This is a genomic window from Polaromonas sp. YR568 (assembly GCF_943369415.1).
Lineage (GTDB): Bacteria > Pseudomonadota > Gammaproteobacteria > Burkholderiales > Burkholderiaceae_C > Polaromonas.
Genome location: NZ_CALRNF020000010.1, coordinates 66914 through 82967, shown reverse-complemented (window position 1 = coordinate 82967; position 16054 = coordinate 66914). Strand labels below are relative to the sequence as shown.

Below are 16054 nucleotides of genomic sequence, written 5' to 3'. Positions count from 1 at the left end.
CGCGTTGCGCGCACTGGCCCTTCCCATAAAAGCTTTTATCAATAAAGCATTGGCGCTATTTTCGCCTTTTTTAAGGCATTGCCAAATTCAGCTCCGCGCGGGGCGTCCATTTGGCCTCCGGCGGGATGGTTTTGGCGGCGCCCAGGAACAGTCTTTCGGGGGGCAACTCACGCGAGGCGAGGTAGTCCTTGACCGCCACGCCGCGCTGCACGGCGAGTTCGCGCATGGCATCGTCATTGACCTGGATGTCGGCCAGCAGCAGTTTCTCCATCTCGGGCACGGGCAGGTCCTTGGCCAGGCCGACCAGGTTGCGCGGCTTGGGCATGTCGGCGCGTTTGTAGACGTCCTTGAGCAAAGCCGGGTATTCGGGCGGGCTGATGCTGACCGCGGCCGAGGTGGTGCCGCCCTCCTTCACGGTGATGCGGCGCTTTTCGGCGCGCACCAGCGCGTCCAGCCGCTCGCGCTTGAAGCCCTCGCGCTCGGCCTCCACGCTGCTGGTGCCCACCACGGTGAGCTTGAGCGAAGGCCTGTCGGTCAGCGCCTTGGCGACCTTGTCCAGCCCGGCCCTGGCTTCGGGGCCCAGCTCGGCGCTGCCGGAGGCAAAAGCGACGGTGCTGAGTTCTTCCCCGCCGCCGCCAAAGGCGTTGGCCAGCAGGCTGAAAGGCGCGGTGATGGCCTTGACGATCACGTTGACGATGACCTTGATGATGATGGGGCCGAGGCTGAACTGCGGGTCGTTGAGCGAGCCGCTGATGGGCAGGTCGATGTCGATCACGCCGTTGCGGTCGGCCAGCAGCGCGACGGCGAGCTTGACCGGCAGGCTGGCGGTGGAGCCCGGCACCTTCTCGCCGAAGCTGAGCTGGTTCAGGATGACCTTGTTGGTGGCGGTGAGCCGGCCGTCGGGCTGCACCACGTAGCTCACGTCGACGCTGAGCTTGCCGCGCTCTATGCCGTAGCCCGAGTATTTGACGGAATACGGCGACAGCGGCGGCAACTCCAGGTCGCGCACCTTGCCCTTGATGTCCAGTGCCAGCGGCTTGGCCAGCGGGTTGAGCTTGCCCAGGATCTCCAGCGAGGCCGTGCCTTCGGCGCGCCCGCGCAGTTCCAGGTCGGCCATATTGGGTGCGGCCGCCGCGGCGGCGCCCGTCGCCCCGGCCGGCGGCAACGACGAGAAGGCGCTGAGCTTGCCGGTCAAGTCAGTGAGGTCGGCCGAGTAATTCGGTTTGACGAAACGGTCGGAAAACAGCACCTTGCCGTTGATCAGGCTGATGGGGCCGAAGCTCACGATGGGTGGCGGGGCTGCCGAAGCCTGTGCAACATTGGCGGTGGCAACCGGCACGGATGCCGCCGAGGCGACAGGACTGGCAACGCCGCCGGCCGCCGCCGCGTCCTTGGATTTGACAAGGTCCTGCAGGTTGATGCGGCCGTCGGGCATGACGATCAGGCGCGCGAAAAAGTCGGTCAGCACCGTTTCCTTCACCTCGACCCGCGTCGCCTTGGCCGGGTCCAGCGCCACATGGAAGCCGCGCAGGTTCAGCGCTTTCCAGGCCAGCAGGTCTTCGCTGGGCGCCAGCGTGTTGGCGCGGAACTCTTCCAGCGACACGTCGCCCGTCACCTGGGCCTGCGGCCCGGCCGGCGTCTGGCGGTAAGCCACCCGGCCCTTGAAGCTGGCGTCGGCGCGCAGCAGCTCGACATTGAGGGTGTCGGCGAAGTAAGGCTCAAAAGCCTGCACCGGCAGCCTGTCAACCAGCAGCCGGCCCTGGGCCTGCAGCGGCGCCAGGCTCAGGCTGCCGTTGAAGTCCACCTTGCCGGGCTCGAAGCGGCCGGTAGCCAGTCGCAGCGAGGCGGTCAGCGGCACGGGCTTGGCGGCCTGCGCCCTGGATGCGGGCCTGTCGTCGAGCAGCAAACCACCCAGGCGGGCCTTGGCCGCGGTCACCTCAAAGCTGACCGGCTTGGCGCCGGCCTTGTCGGAAAACGACATCGCGCCGCCTTCGAGCTGCACCTCGCCGATGGCGACGGCCCAGGAGGGCGCGTTCGTCCGGGTGGCGGCATCGGTGGGCGGGGGTTGCGGCGTTGCCGCGCCGGAGTTCACCATCCAGCGCTCATACATCCAGCGCTTGTCGCTGTCCCGGTCCACCTGGGCCTTGGGCTGGGTCAGCAGCAGCCTGGCGGCCTTGAAAGTCTGAGCGGTCAGGTCGATGTCGACCTGCGCCAGGTCGACGCGCTTGACCGACACCAGCGAGACCTTGCCCTGGGCCAGTTGCACCTCGCTCACCGCGAGCTGGGGCGCCGTGACCTGCAGCAGCTGCGGCTTGTCGCCGCTGGCCGCCTGCCAGCTCACGCCGAGATCGGCATCGAGCTGGCCGTTCAGCGCCGGCAACAGGAACTGGCCGACGTATTTGGCCGCCATGCCCAGCGGCCAGGCGGCCACCTTGGCCGTGAGTTGGGCGGCCTGGTCGGTGGCGGTGCCGTTGAAAGTCAACAGCGCGGTGTTGGCGGCGGGTCCCGCTGCGGCAGATTTGGCGGGGGTTTTTGTGCCGGCCCTGGTCGCTGCGGGCAAGACGGCGGCGGGCGGCTCCAGCCCCACAGAGCCCTTGAACTGCAGCGGCGCACTGGCTGTAAAAGGCGTGGCGATGGCCGTGGCATCGAGGCTCAGGCCGGCCAGCCGGATGTCGGCGGATGACGCCAGGGTTTCATCCAGCCAATTCACGCGGCCTGCGCGCACGGCCACGCGTGCGACCTGCACCTTCCAGGGCGCGGTTGCCGGCGCTTTGGCCGAAGGTGCCTGAGTCGCCGGGCTGCTGCTTGAATCACTGGCAGGCCCCGCGGGGCCTGGGACAGCCGCTGCATTTTTGCTAGCAACCGCGGCCGCGGGCGGCAGCAGATTGAGCCGCCCCGCCCGGTCGCGAGCCACGGACAGCGTGGGCGCGGTAAGTTCAACAGCCGAAAGCTTGACGAACTGCTCGAGCGGGCGCACGTCATCCATGGCGACCTGCAGGCGGTCGAACGTAAGCAGATCGGGCCGGGCCGGCTGGGCGAGCGCCTGGCCTGCGGCCTGAACGCGCACCTTGTCCGCCGTCACGGTGCCGGAAATCCGCACCACCGTCGCCGGCGTCTGCTCGAAAGCGATTTTGGCGTCCGCATGCAGCACGCCGCTTTGCAATTTAAAGGGCAGGCTCGCCGGCCAGTAGGCCAGGTAGGGGTTCAGGTCAAAGCCGCGCAGCATGAAGCTGGCGTCCGTTTTATGGGTCTGGGCAAAGGGCGTGCCCTCGGCGGCGGTGTCAAAACTGCTGCCGTTGAGCTTGAAGGCCAGGTGCGGCGAGGTCTTGACCTCGCGCTGGGACTTGAGATTGCTCAGGAAGGGCACGGACAGGTTCAGCTCGCGCAACTCGTGTGTCCTGCCGACGGACTGGTCGGCAAAGTCCAGGCGCCCGCCGCTCACCACGATGTTGTAGACCGCAAAGCGCGGCGGGTCACCGGCCGGCTGGCCTTCCGGCGCCTTCAGGCGATCCAGGATGTCGTCGATGTCATAGCGGCCCTCGCCCTGGTGGGTGAGAAAGGCCACGGGTTCCTCCACCACCACGGCATCGGCCACCGGCGCCAAGCGCAGCAGGGATTCCAGTTCGGCATCTATATATATGCGCTTGATGGAAAACTGCGGCGTTTCCTGGGGAGCGCCGGCCATACCGGCCTTGGCGATGGCCAGGTCGCGCAGGGTCAACTCGAGCGACCATGGCTTGAAGGCGACCGCGCCCACCGTGACTTGCCGGCCCAGTTTTTCAGAGGCGATCTTCTCGATTTGCGACTTCAGGATGGAAGGCATGGCCGCATAGGCCAGCGCCCAGATCAGCAGCAGCGTGCCCAGAGCCCATGCCGCGCGGCGCCGCCACAGCGGCGAGCGGGCCACGCCTGCCGCCCGCGCCGGCAAGGCCTTTCCGATGTTCTTCCACTCTATGTTGCGCCATTTATTCTTCAAATCATTGATTGCCATAGGCGTCGAGTTTTTAGCGCCAGGGCCGATAGGTCAATGACTTATTTGAAAAAGACGGTCAGCCCCAAAAGAAAAACCCCGGGCAGTTAGACCGACCGGGGTTGACGGCGGGCGTTTATGCTCATGCCGTCTGGTTTCGCAAAAGAGAGATGAATCGTCTCCAGTGCGTTGAAAGCAAGTGATTGCTTCCAGTTTTTCCGGGGTTGGTTACCCGGTTGGTTGCCCGAATGAATCAGGCAACTGCAGGTTAAACCTCTCGCGCCATACAGGCAAGACCATCTTTTCAATCACATCAGCGGGTGTGATTGCCGCTGACTTTGCATGCCTGCGGCATCCGTCAAAGCCATCCGCTCGTCCCACATCCCGGATAGGAAACCGCCTACAGCCGGTCCCGCGATCCGCCGATCCGGTATTTTTTACGCCGGATGGTAACTTAGAGCTTGTTCTCAAAAAGCGACCGTAACTACCTTGATTCAGGCGGGTTCTGCCGAAAATCAGGGTTTTTATTTGCCTTTTTAATATAAAGAAACAATTTGTTATTATTGACAGGTTATTAAACGAACTCATAGAATCCCGCCAGTCCCATAGATCCCTAGGGGACAACCCGAATCCGCTGCCCCATTCATCAAAGAAGCCGGCAACGTCAAACAAGGGTCAACACCCACAAGGCATGCCTTGGTTTGATGGCGACCCAATCAAAGCCTGCCTGGCCCCCAAAGGGCCTGCATGCGTAGAAAGGAGTGCTATGACAGCGCTAGGACAATTCAGCCTTGAGGCGCACTTGAAAAGTGTACGCAGCAGTGTTTTAAACATTGCTGATGACATCGCCCAGGGCTTTTTCGAGATCACCCACAACAGCTTCGCCCTCCTGGGCCTGGCGGTCGTGTTTGCGGTGATCACACTGACGGCCCGGCCCGACTTGCGTCAGGCCGGTGAATCCAGGCTCATGGCCTGGCTGCAGCAGCGCCAGGAAGCGGCCATCGGCTTTACCGAGCCGGCCGCAATCGAGCGCGCCACGGCGTCCAACCCGAAAGACCTGCCCTCCCAGCAGGCGGCGGTGGCCTACTGGCTGAGCAAAAAATACGGCGTCGCGCCCGAGCCGCTGAGCGTGCTGGTGGCCGAAGCCTTCGAGATCGGCCAGAAATCCAAGCTCGACCCGACCCTGATCCTGGCCATCATGGCCATTGAGTCCGGCTTCAACCCCTTCGCGCAAAGCCCGGTGGGCGCCCAAGGCCTGATGCAGGTCATGACCAAGGTGCACCACGACAAGTACGACAACTTCGGCGGCAAGCTGGCGGCCTTTGACCCGGTGACCAACCTGCGCGTCGGCGTCAAGGTGCTGCAGGAATGCATCGCCCGCGCCGGCTCCATCGAAGGCGGCCTCAAATACTACGTAGGCGCCGCCAACATGGAAGACGACGGCGGCTATGCCGGCAAGGTGATGGCTGAACATGCCCGCTTGCTGGCCGTGGTGGCCGCCAAGCGCGGCGCGCCCGCACCCTCACCTTACTTTGCCGCACCCGGCAACTCGCGCCCGGTTCCGGCCTCCCTGCCGGCCAAACCCGAAACGGCCGAGCCCGAAGCCAAGACGCCCGAAAAAGTGGCGCTGCTGAGCCAGTCCTGATCCCGCCGGGCGCGGCCACGGCCCGCCCTTCGCCTCCAAGCCGGGCCGCCGACGGCGCCCCGGCTTTTTGCTTTCCGGGCTGAGGGCATTGATTGGAGGGAACCGGGTTTCGGGCGCCCTCAGTTACACTAGCAAGGTGCGCAACTGGCGATAGGCTCAAGGTTTTCGCAACCATTGAAGCTGACGTGGGACACCACTGGGAAGCGCACCGCTGAAAGCCGTTGGGCCGAAGCGTTCAGCCGTTCGCCTGGGCAGCCCTTGTTTCATTTAGAGCCGCGGCTCATGAATAGCAGGGACCACGTCTTTAAGGACTGCCATGTACCACCGCAACATCCTGGTCGAACAGACCGACCCCGAAATCTTCGCCGCCATCCAGGCCGAAAACGCCCGGCAAGAGCAGCACATCGAGCTGATCGCCAGCGAAAACTACGCCTCGCCCGCCGTCATGGCCGCGCAGGGCTCGCAACTCACCAACAAATACGCCGAAGGCTATCCCGGCCGCCGCTACTACGGCGGCTGCGAGCACGTGGACGTGGCCGAGCAGTTGGCCATCGACCGCGTCAAGGCCATCTTCGGCGCCGAAGCCGCCAACGTGCAGGCGCATTGCGGCGCGTCGGCCAATGAAGCCGTGTTCCTGGCCTTCCTGAAACCCGGCGACACCATCATGGGCATGAGCCTGGCCGAAGGCGGCCACCTGACGCACGGCATGGCTCTGAACATGAGCGGCAAGTGGTTCAACGTCGTGTCCTACGGCCTGAACGACAAGGAAGAAATCGATTACGACGCGATGGAACGCAAGGCCCACGAGACCAAACCCAAGCTGATCATCGCGGGCGCCTCGGCCTACAGCCTGCGCATCGACTTCGAACGCTTCGCCAAGGTGGCCAAGGCCGTCGGCGCCATCTTCATGGTCGATATCGCCCACTACGCCGGCCTGGTGGCCGCGGGCGTCTACCCCAACCCGGTGCCGCACGCCGACATCGTCACCTCGACCACGCACAAGAGCCTGCGCGGCCCGCGCGGCGGCATCATCCTGATGAAAGCCGAGCACGAAAAAGCCATCAACAGCGCGATCTTCCCCGGCCTGCAGGGCGGCCCGCTGATGCACGTCATCGCAGCCAAGGCCGTGGCCTTCAAGGAAGCCATGACGCCCGAGTTCAAGACCTACCAGCAGCAGGTCGTGAAGAACGCGCAGATCGTGGCTGACACCCTGACGCAGCGCGGCCTGCGCATCGTCAGCGGCCGCACCGAAAGCCACGTCATGCTGGTCGACCTGCGCGCCAAGGGCATCACCGGCAAGGAAGCCGAAGCCGTGCTGGGCAGCGCCCACATGACGATCAACAAGAACGCCATCCCGAACGACCCGGAAAAGCCGATGGTCACCAGCGGCGTGCGCATCGGCACCCCGGCCATGACGACGCGCGGCTTCAGGGATGAGGAAGCCCGTGCCACCGCCAACCTGATCGCCGACGTGCTCGACAATCCGCGCGATGCGGCCAACATAGAAGCGGTCCGCGCCAAGGTTCACGCCCTGACCAGCCGCTTCCCCGTTTATCGCTGATCACGGCGGCCGGCGCGGGCAGCATGTCTTGCTTGCCGCCCATGCCGTCCCCAATGGGGCCATGGATCGATTGATGTCTTTAAATGCAGGTCACCACCCATGAAATGCCCCTTTTGCGGCCATCTCGAAACCCAGGTTGTTGAAACCCGGGTGTCTGAAGACGCCGACTTCATACGCCGCCGCCGCCAGTGCGGCGCGTGTGAAAAGCGTTTCACGACCTACGAGCGGCCCGACGTCACCTTTCCCTCCATCGTCAAGAAAGACGGCCGGCGCATCGAGTACAAGCGCAGCAAGATCCTGGGCTCCATGAACCTGGCGCTGCGCAAGCGCCCGGTCAGCACCGAGCAGATCGACTCGGCGATCGAGCGTATCGAGGAAAAACTGCTGAGCCTGGGGGTGCGGGAAGTCGCCTCCAACCGCCTGGGCGAGCTGGTGATGCGCGAGCTCAAGAAGCTCGACAAGGTGGCCTACATACGCTTTGCCAGCGTCTACCGCAGCTTTGAGGACATCGACGAATTCAAGACGCTGGTGGATGAGGTGCGGCGGTAGAGGATCCGTTGGCGCTCACGCGCAACTGTCCATCACGGACTTCTCAAGCCGGGGCCGGCCGACTGTAAGCGCAAGACAGGGGGAAAGAAGCTTTTCAGACGCAGGGGTCTCCCTTCATGTGCATGACGCGCATCATGCATAGAGCCAAACCTGATTCGCCCTCCATTTCTGGCACTGAAAAAATTCAGCCTGTGTGAAGTATTCACATCCCGCACAGGCATCGCAGCTTCCCGGGCCCGGCATCGTCGGCCGCACATTCCGCGACCAAGTCACACACTTGCCGCCGCTCGTCGCGCCCTCGCAACCGCTGGGCGCGCAGCCCTTGTTTCAAAATGGCGCCGCATTAGCATTCCGAGATCATTCATGTTCTCGTAGGAGTCGCCTTGACTTATTTGTGCACTGGAGCCCTTCATCGCAAGCGCTCTCGCGAAATTCGCGGCTTTACGCTGATCGAACTCATGATTACCGTGGCCATCATAGGAATCCTTGCTGCGGTTGCGCTGCCCTCGTACAAGGATTACGTCCGGCGAGGCCAGGTACCCGAAGCCTTCACCTACATGTCGGACTATCGAGTCAAGCTCGAGCAGTATTTCCAGGACTACAAGAATTACGGCACGGCCAACGGTGGACCTTGCGCCAACGGGGCAGGCGCGCCAGCCTGGAGCAGCTTCGTCCCCGGTAATGCCAAGTACTTCACCTTTGCCTGTGTTGTGACGGCATCGGGGTACACGTTGACGGCCACGGGTTCCACGGCCATGGCCGTGGGGCACGTCTACACGGTCAACGAGGCCAACGCCCAGAAAACCACCCAATTCAAGGGAGCGACGGTGGCCAAGAGCTGCTGGCTGCTCAAAGGGTCTGAATGCTAGCAAAGTCGCGCCAGCGGGGTTTCAACGTGATCGAGGTGATGGTCACCGTCGCGGTCCTCGCACTGCTGCTCGCCGTCGGGGTTCCCAGTATGGCGGAGTGGGTTCGCAACACCCACGTCCGCAATCTGGCCGAAACCATCCAGAACGGCCTGCAGAAGGCGCGCACAGAGTCCCTGAGGCGCAACAAGGTCGTCACTTTCTGGATGGTCACGCCCGCCACAGGTATTCCGGACGCCACTTGCACATTGTCTGCGGCCTCCGGCTCCTGGGTTATTTCCCTGGACGATCCCAGCGGCAAGTGCAACCTTGACCCCTCCGCCACGACGGCCCCCCGTCTCATCGAAGTCTATGGCGCCGGAAGTAGCGCGACCGGGGTTACGGTCACGGGGCTGGCCAGCGACGGCGCCACGGCCGCCAAGTCGGTGAGCTTCAACGGTTTTGGCCAAACCGTTTCAACCGGAACCCAACTGGCGCGCATCGATGTAGCCCATACCCTGAGCGGTGCGCGGCGGCTGCGGATCCAGATTTCCACCGGCGGAGGCGTCCGCATGTGCGACCAGGATGTCAGCACGACGGATCCACGAGCCTGCCACTAGAACAATGCAAATGAAAATCGCAAAGCGTTCCATGCAAACCAGCCCGCAGGCCATGCGGGGGGCCGCCCTGATCGAGGCGATGATCGCGATACTGCTGTTCTGCATCGGTATTCTGGGGCTGGTCGGCCTTCAGGCGTCGATGACGAGCGCCCAAAGCGCCGCCAAGTACCGGGCTGATGCAGCCTACCTGGCCAGCGAACTGCTCGGCACCATGTGGATGAACAAGGTCAATCTCGGCGTCTACGCCACCACACCGGCCTCGCCCTGCACCGACCAGCGCTGCCTGGACTGGGTCAACAAGGTCGCCAGCGGGCTGCCGCAAGGCACCGCCACAGTGGCCGTGACACCAGGCACAGGTGTTGTCGATCTCACCGTCAAATGGACGGCACCCAATGAAGGAACTCGCTCCTATGTCCTGGCAACGACGATCAAATAAGCCGCGCGCGCGGCGCGGGATGTCGGGCTTCACGCTGGTGGAGCTCATGATCGGCGTGCTGATCGGGCTGATGACGACGCTGGCGGTGACGCAGGTGCTGGTCATCTCCGAGGGGGCAAAACGAACCACGACCTCTGGCTCGGATGCACAGATCAACGGGGCATTGGCTCTGAGTGCCCTGCAGCGCAGCATGCAGCCGGCTGGATACGGCTTCGGCGCGAATCCCACTTCGGTGGGCTGCACGCTGACGGCCCAGTTCAATGGCGCGGCCGTGCCGGGCTTTGCCACCCGGCTCGTGCCCGTGACCATCACCTCTGGAGCATCAGGCGCGCCCGACTCCATCCGCATCCTGGCCAGCGGCAAGGACTCCTATTCCCTCCCTTTGCGCGTCGTGTCGCCCGGCTACAACCCGACTATCGCCGCAAACAAGGACAACTTCACCGTGGCGGCCACGCGCGGGGTGGAGGGGCCGAGAACCGATGCGGGGGGCACTGTGATCGCTCCCGGCGACCTGATGCTGGCGGTGATCGGTGCCGACCAGGCTTGCGAGCTCTTCCAGGCCACGGCAACCCCGTCGGGCACCACACCCAAAGTCGACCGGGCGGACAATGCGGCCAAATGGAACGCCGTCGGATTTCCTACGCTCATTTATGACGAAGGAAAATACCTGGTCAACATGGGGTCGATCATTGACCGCACCTTCAGCATCGGGAACACCTCGCTGCAGGTCACCAGCCTCAAGGTGGCGGCAGATGCCACGCCCTCCTACGAAGGCCCCTTGGAGATGCTCCCCAACATCGTGAACCTGAAGGCCATGTACGGCAAGGACACCAATGGCGACTCCCTGGTCGACACCTGGGACAACACCACCCCGACCACCAATGCCGGATGGCTCCAGGTAGTGGCGGTGCGCATCGCCGTCGTGGCGCGCAGCGTGCAGTACGAAAAGGAAGAAGTGACTACGTCCAACCCGCTATGGGACGTGGGCGCCGCGCTCACCGTCGCCGGCACCGCGACCTGCGGCACCAGCAAATGCCTGAGCCTGAAGGTTGACAACCTGACCGACTGGAAGCACTACCGCTACAAGATCTTCGACACGGTGATCCCGCTGCGCAACATGCTGTGGAATTCATGATGAATACAATGCCTCGCCGCCTACTGAGCCCGACATCGCTGCGCCAGCGAGGGATATCGCTGCTGTTTGCCCTGATGGCACTGGTCGTCATCGGGTTCGCCGCTGTGGCTCTCACCCGATCGGTGGACACGGGCACCCTCATCATGGGCAACCTCAGTTTCAAGAACGACACCCTGGTGGCCAGCAGCGCGGGAGCGGAGCAGGCCATCACCTGGCTGGAAACCAACATCAACAGCGCCGCGCTTGACTCCGACCAGGCGGCGAGCGGCTATTACGCCAGCAGCAGGGACCAGTTGGACCCCACGGGCGGCAAGACATCGGCGACCGACAAGCGCCCGTTGATCAACTGGGACGGGGCCTGCCAGGGTGCCGCCGCCGGCACCTATGTGAACTGCGAAGTGCTTCCATTCACCGGGACCGCCGTGAACGGCAACAAGATCCAGTGGGTCATCACGCGCCTGTGCGACACCACCGGTGTACCCGGTGCCTCCAATCTTTGCATCCGCCCCGCCACAGCCAGCACCTCAACGACCACCGATCGCGGCGAACTGACGTCGGGTGGACGGATCAGCAGCGCGATAGCCAGCCCCTTCTACCGAATCATCGTTCGCGTCGAAGGGCCCCGCAACACTGTCAGCTACACCGAAACGTTGCTGCATTTCTGACGGGCATGAGCCGCATTGAAAGTCATCCTATGAACCTCTCATACCTTTTCCCCGCAAAAGCTGCATCGCAGCGCTGCATCCTGGCAGTACTCGGGGTGCTGGCGCTTGGCGCCGCGCATGCCGCGAGCACTGACATCGGGACCGCCCCGCTGTTCACGTCCTCCAACAACTCGGTCAAGCCCAACATCATGTTCATCCTTGATGACTCGGGGAGTATGGGCTATGACTATCTTCCCGTCGGTTTCAGCACCACCAAGTACGGCCGGAAGTCCTCGCAGTGCAACGGTGTGGCCTACAACCCCAGTCTCGTCTATGACCTGCCTGTGAACGCGACCGGTACTGCCGTCGCGGCAGCCAGCCTGAGCTTCATCACCCCCGACCCGAGCGCGCAGACCACCAACAAGCGCAACCTGTCGGCGATTGCCGCGATGCCGGCCTCGGCCACCGGCACCATCAGCGTCACCGTGACCGACGGCAGCCGCCAGTCGAACTGGTACGCCGTCGACAAGACCGTCACGATCTTCCAGAACGGCGACAGCAGCCGCTATATCGTGGGCGACGTGGTGAGCTGGAACAGGACAACAGGCGTGCTGGTGCTCGATCTGGGCACCGGCGGCTTCGTGCAAGGCACCGGCGCACTGAACCCCGCCAAGATCGGCGACGGCCAGCCGAAGTCGGCCAAATACTACAAGTACACCGGAACCTACCCTCGCCTGTCTTTTACCTACAACTCATCGGGCGTCATTACCACCACCAACTTCTACCAGGAATGCGACAGCCTCATCGGCTCGACCCCAGGAAGCTCGGTATTCACAGAAGTGACGGTAACCTCGTCGTCGGCCGAAGCCCAGAACTACGCCAACTGGTCGGTCTACTACAGCACCCGGATGAACATGATGAAGTCCGGCATCAGCCGGGCTTTCAAGGCGGCGGACAACCGTTACCGGATAGGCTATAGCACCATCAGCGAAACGACGGCCGTTGCAGGCACCAACTTCCTCAACACCGCTGATTTCGACGCCACCCAGAAATCGTCGTTTTACACCGCCTTCAACGCCGCCTCTCCCGGCGGCACCACGCCGCTGCGCGGTGCCCTGGCCAAGGCCGGGCAGTACTTCGCCAAGAAAGCCGAAAGCCAGACAGTCGATCCGGTCCAGTACTCCTGCCAGAGAAACTTCACGATCCTGTCCACGGACGGCTACTGGAATACTGACGACGAAAGCACAACTGCGCCCAAGTACGGCCCCTACCAGCTCGACAATACGACCGCAGTGGGCCAGCAGGATGGCTCCGGCACCCTGCGGCCCATGCTGGACGGCAACAGCATCACCAAGACCACGGTCGAGAGGTGGACCACCACGGCGACCACCATCACCACCGCCGCCACACCCAAGGCGACGGTTTCCACCGTGACGAACAAAACAACGACCTCGACACCGATTGCCGGCGAAAATCACTTCACCTTTGACGTCCTGAAGAAGGCGTCGGTGGGTAATGCCAGCTTTCAGCGCCCCGCCTCCAGTGCGAGTTGCGGCTCGACCTGCGTTGTCATCGTGACCCTCGCCAACCACGGATTCGTCACTGGTGACTCCGTCGTGATTGCGGGTGGTAGCGTGGCCGCCTATAACGGCACTTTCAACGTAACAGTGATCTCCGCCACCCAGTTCAGCTACACCCTCGGCAGCCGGCCGGCGAACCCTGGCGGCACCTACACGGTTGCCAATGCCGCCTCGAACAGTTGCCCTGCAGGCCAGGGCAGGGCGGTGCGGCAGTTCACCGAGACACGCGACCGGTTAAGCAATTCGACCTCCACCACCGAAAACACGACGACCACCAACTCGGTCCAGACCGTGACGACGACCAAACTGGATGGGACACCCAAGACTCGCACGATCATCGAGGTTGATGGCGTGGTCATCAGCGACAGCACGACGGCGGGCACCCTGACCACAAGCAACAGCAGCACGACCACAACGACCTCCTCGCCGCCGGTCAACTCGTCCAGCGGTCCCGTTGTCACGGCCGGCGCCGATACATTCACTGCCTGGGTCACCACACCGGGAAGCGGCGTTCTGGGCACGCCCCTAGGCACTTGCACGGCAACCGATCCGGCCGATTCCACGGCAACAGCAGGGACGATCTCGACCGCCGCATTCAGCACCCCAGCCGCGCCGGTCAACGCCGGCCCCACCACGACATCCGGAACGACCGTCACGACTGTGGCGCCTTCCACAAGCGCCGATAGCGCCAAGACAACGACGGCTTCAAGTACCTCCACCGGCGGCGTGCAGAACTCGCTGGCCGACGTGGCAGCCTACTACTACAAGACAGACCTGAGAGACTCAGGCCTCAGCAACTGCACTGGTGCGCTGGGTAGCGATGTCTGCACAAACAACGTCCCCGGCTCGACAGCCAATGCCGCCCGATCGTACGGCGACGCTGCGGCATGGCAGCACATGACCACCTTCACGCTCGGGCTGGGCGTGGGCGGCACCTTGAACTTCAACACCAACTACCTGACGGAAACCTCGGGCGACTTCTTCCAGATCACCAACGGCAGCAAGGACTGGCCAACCCCCGGTAGTTCAAAGAGCGCTGAAAATACCGACGACCTCTGGCATGCCGCCGTCAATGGCCGTGGCCAGTACTTCAGTGCCGGCGACCCAACCAGCCTGGCAACAAGCCTGGCTGGGGCGCTGGACTCGATCAAGGCCATCACCGGCTCTGCCTCCGCGGCGTCTACCAGTTCGCTGCAGCCGGTGCAGGGCGACAACGACATCTACCTGGCCCAGTTCACCTCGGTGAAATGGATTGGCGACGTGCTGTCCTACAAGATCGATCCCCAGAACGGCTCGATCTCGACCACCCCCACCTGGTCGGCCAAGTCCCAGCTGGACGCCATGGCCACTGCTTCGCGCAAAATTTACTATCCCAACCCATCCGGCGCGGCCACCTTGCGAAGCTTCACCTATGCGAACCTGACCGCGGACGCCTACAACGCCAACTTCGACAATTTCTGCACGAAGACCGGCGCCGGCGGTGCATCCTCCCCTGCGCAATGCGCCACGCTCAGCTCGGGCGACCTGACCCTCGCCAATTCGGGCTCCAATCTGGTGAACTACCTGCGCGGTGACCAGACCAAAGCGTACTATCGCGCCCGGGACGCCGTGCTGGGCGACGTCATCAATGCATCCCCCCTGTACATCGGCAAGCCGAGCTTCAAGTACACCGAGAACGCCTACGCCACTTTCGCCGCCACGCCGCGATCCGCGGCCGTGCTGGTCGCCGCGAACGACGGCATGCTGCACGCCCTGGACCGGACCACCGGCAGTGAACTGTGGGCCTACGTTCCGTCTTTCGTAATACCCAACCTGTACAAGCTGGCCGATACCAGTTACAGCAACAACCACTCCTACTTCGTCGACGGCTCGCCGCAGATGGGGGACATCTTCGTGAGCGGAACGGGAGGCGGATGGAAAACCATCGTCGTCGGCGGCCTCAATGGGGGCGGCCGGGGCTACTACGCGCTGGACGTGACGGACCCCTCCGCGCCCAAGCTCCTGTGGGAATTCCGTAACGACGACCTGGGTCTGTCCTTCGGCAACCCAATCATCACCAAGCGCGCGGACGGCACCTGGGTGGTAGTGTTTACCTCGGGCTACAACAACATCAGCCCCGGCGACGGCAACGGCCACCTGTTCGTATTGAACGCCAACACCGGCGCCGTCATCATGAATGTCAGCACCTACACCAGCGGAACCACGCCGGCAGGCTCCAGTACCGCACCCAGCGGCCTAGCCAAGCTCAATGCCTGGGTCGATACAGTGGAAAACAACCAGGCCAAGCGTTTCTACGCGGGCGACCTGCTGGGCAACCTGTGGCGCTTCGATCTCGACAGCAACGCGCAACCCAACCAGGCGGCGCTTCGTCTGGCCGAGCTGAAGCTCAATGCCACCACGCCGCAGAGCATCACGGTGAAACCGGCATTGGCCGAGATCAACTACAGCGGCACCAGGTACCCGGTGGTCTATGTCGCCACCGGCCGCTACCTCGGCACCTCGGATGTGGCCAACACCTCGGTCCAGTCCGTCTACGCGATCAAAGACCCATTGACCAACGCCCCGTATGGCGACGTCCGCTCGACGAGTGATCTGGTCACGCAAACGCTGTCCGTTACGACAAACGCGAACGGAGTGCCCGGCCGCGCCGTCTCGAACCAGCCGGTGAACTGGGCCGCCAAGGGCGGCTGGCGCGCGGACTTCCCGGTAGGGGGCGAGCGCACCACCGTGAATCCGCAAATCGTCCTGAACACGCTGAACATCGGCACCAACCTGCCCAGCAGTGACGCCTGCACCGTGGGCGGGGAGTCATTCCTGTACAAGTTCGACGTCACGACGGGTGCGGCCGCGTCGGGCACGGCCTCGGTGGGCTCCTATGTAGGCAACGTGCTGATCCAGGGCCTCACCTCCGTGCAGTTGACCAACAGCGACGGTTCCCAGGGCTCCACCGAGAACATCCTCACGACAAGCGACGGGCAGCTGAAGACTGACATTAACTCTACACCGGCGGCGGCGGCCAACCTGCGACGCACTTCATGGCGTGAACTGGTTGACTGATGTGCCTGTCTG

The 16054-nt window shown here is 63.5% G+C and carries 10 protein-coding genes and 1 riboswitch; of the genes, 9 read left to right on the top strand and 1 reads right to left on the bottom strand.

The genetic code is table 11. The features are described 5' to 3' along the window. Nucleotides 1-70: 70 nt before the first annotated feature. Nucleotides 71-3991, bottom strand: a complete 3921-nt coding sequence (locus ACLV74_RS08835) for a DUF748 domain-containing protein (RefSeq protein ID WP_411879012.1) — start codon at nt 3989-3991, stop codon at nt 71-73. Between the two features lie 745 nt (nt 3992-4736). Between ACLV74_RS08835 and ACLV74_RS08830 the strand changes: the two genes are divergently transcribed. From ACLV74_RS08830 to ACLV74_RS08790, 9 genes are all read left to right on the top strand, one after another. Beyond that, complete coding sequence (locus tag ACLV74_RS08830; protein WP_411879011.1) at nt 4737-5615, top strand: transglycosylase SLT domain-containing protein; 879 nt, start codon at nt 4737-4739, stop codon at nt 5613-5615. A 130-nt stretch (nt 5616-5745) separates the two neighbouring features. Continuing rightward, nucleotides 5746-5875: riboswitch (ZMP/ZTP riboswitch) on the top strand. Nucleotides 5876-5931: 56 nt separating this feature from the next. Next, nucleotides 5932-7176 carry a serine hydroxymethyltransferase gene (gene glyA, locus ACLV74_RS08825; protein ID WP_411879010.1) on the top strand — a complete coding sequence of 415 codons (1245 nt, stop codon included), beginning with the start codon at nt 5932-5934 and terminating at the stop codon, nt 7174-7176. A 99-nt stretch (nt 7177-7275) separates the two neighbouring features. Continuing rightward, complete coding sequence (nrdR, locus tag ACLV74_RS08820) at nt 7276-7725, top strand: transcriptional regulator NrdR (RefSeq protein WP_411879009.1); 450 nt, start codon at nt 7276-7278, stop codon at nt 7723-7725. Between the two features lie 383 nt (nt 7726-8108). Further along, nucleotides 8109-8594 (top strand): type IV pilin protein, encoded by a 486-nt coding sequence (locus ACLV74_RS08815; protein WP_411879008.1) that lies wholly within the window; start codon nt 8109-8111, stop codon nt 8592-8594. Beyond that, nucleotides 8588-9190, top strand: coding sequence for a GspH/FimT family pseudopilin (locus ACLV74_RS08810; protein ID WP_411879007.1), 603 nt, complete (start codon nt 8588-8590; stop codon nt 9188-9190). The genes ACLV74_RS08815 and ACLV74_RS08810 overlap by 7 nt, the downstream gene beginning before the upstream one ends. 10 nt (nt 9191-9200) lie before the next feature. Continuing rightward, nucleotides 9201-9626: a pilus assembly protein PilV gene (locus ACLV74_RS08805; protein ID WP_411879006.1), complete on the top strand. Its 426-nt coding sequence runs from the start codon at nt 9201-9203 to the stop codon at nt 9624-9626. A gap of 46 nt (nt 9627-9672) precedes the next feature. Further along, nucleotides 9673-10761, top strand: coding sequence for a PilW family protein (locus tag ACLV74_RS08800; RefSeq protein ID WP_411879055.1), 1089 nt, complete (start codon nt 9673-9675; stop codon nt 10759-10761). After that, complete coding sequence (locus tag ACLV74_RS08795; protein WP_411879005.1) at nt 10761-11426, top strand: hypothetical protein; 666 nt, start codon at nt 10761-10763, stop codon at nt 11424-11426. Before ACLV74_RS08800 ends, ACLV74_RS08795 begins: the two co-directional genes overlap by 1 nt. A 29-nt stretch (nt 11427-11455) precedes the next feature. Further along, nucleotides 11456-16042 (top strand): pilus assembly protein, encoded by a 4587-nt coding sequence (locus ACLV74_RS08790; protein ID WP_411879004.1) that lies wholly within the window; start codon nt 11456-11458, stop codon nt 16040-16042. Nucleotides 16043-16054 lie beyond the last annotated feature (12 nt).

What these genes read in the sequence shown, in the direction of transcription:
- ACLV74_RS08790 (WP_411879004.1), top strand. Translation starts at nt 11,456, where the DNA reads ATGAACCTCTCATACCTTTTCCCCGCAAAAGCTGCATCGCAGCGCTGC.
- ACLV74_RS08835 (WP_411879012.1), bottom strand. Translation starts at nt 3,991, where the DNA reads ATGGCAATCAATGATTTGAAGAATAAATGGCGCAACATAGAGTGGAAG.
- ACLV74_RS08805 (WP_411879006.1), top strand. Translation starts at nt 9,201, where the DNA reads ATGAAAATCGCAAAGCGTTCCATGCAAACCAGCCCGCAGGCCATGCGG.
- ACLV74_RS08800 (WP_411879055.1), top strand. Translation starts at nt 9,673, where the DNA reads ATGATCGGCGTGCTGATCGGGCTGATGACGACGCTGGCGGTGACGCAG.
- glyA (WP_411879010.1), top strand. Translation starts at nt 5,932, where the DNA reads ATGTACCACCGCAACATCCTGGTCGAACAGACCGACCCCGAAATCTTC.
- ACLV74_RS08810 (WP_411879007.1), top strand. Translation starts at nt 8,588, where the DNA reads ATGCTAGCAAAGTCGCGCCAGCGGGGTTTCAACGTGATCGAGGTGATG.
- nrdR (WP_411879009.1), top strand. Translation starts at nt 7,276, where the DNA reads ATGAAATGCCCCTTTTGCGGCCATCTCGAAACCCAGGTTGTTGAAACC.
- ACLV74_RS08830 (WP_411879011.1), top strand. Translation starts at nt 4,737, where the DNA reads ATGACAGCGCTAGGACAATTCAGCCTTGAGGCGCACTTGAAAAGTGTA.
- ACLV74_RS08795 (WP_411879005.1), top strand. Translation starts at nt 10,761, where the DNA reads ATGAATACAATGCCTCGCCGCCTACTGAGCCCGACATCGCTGCGCCAG.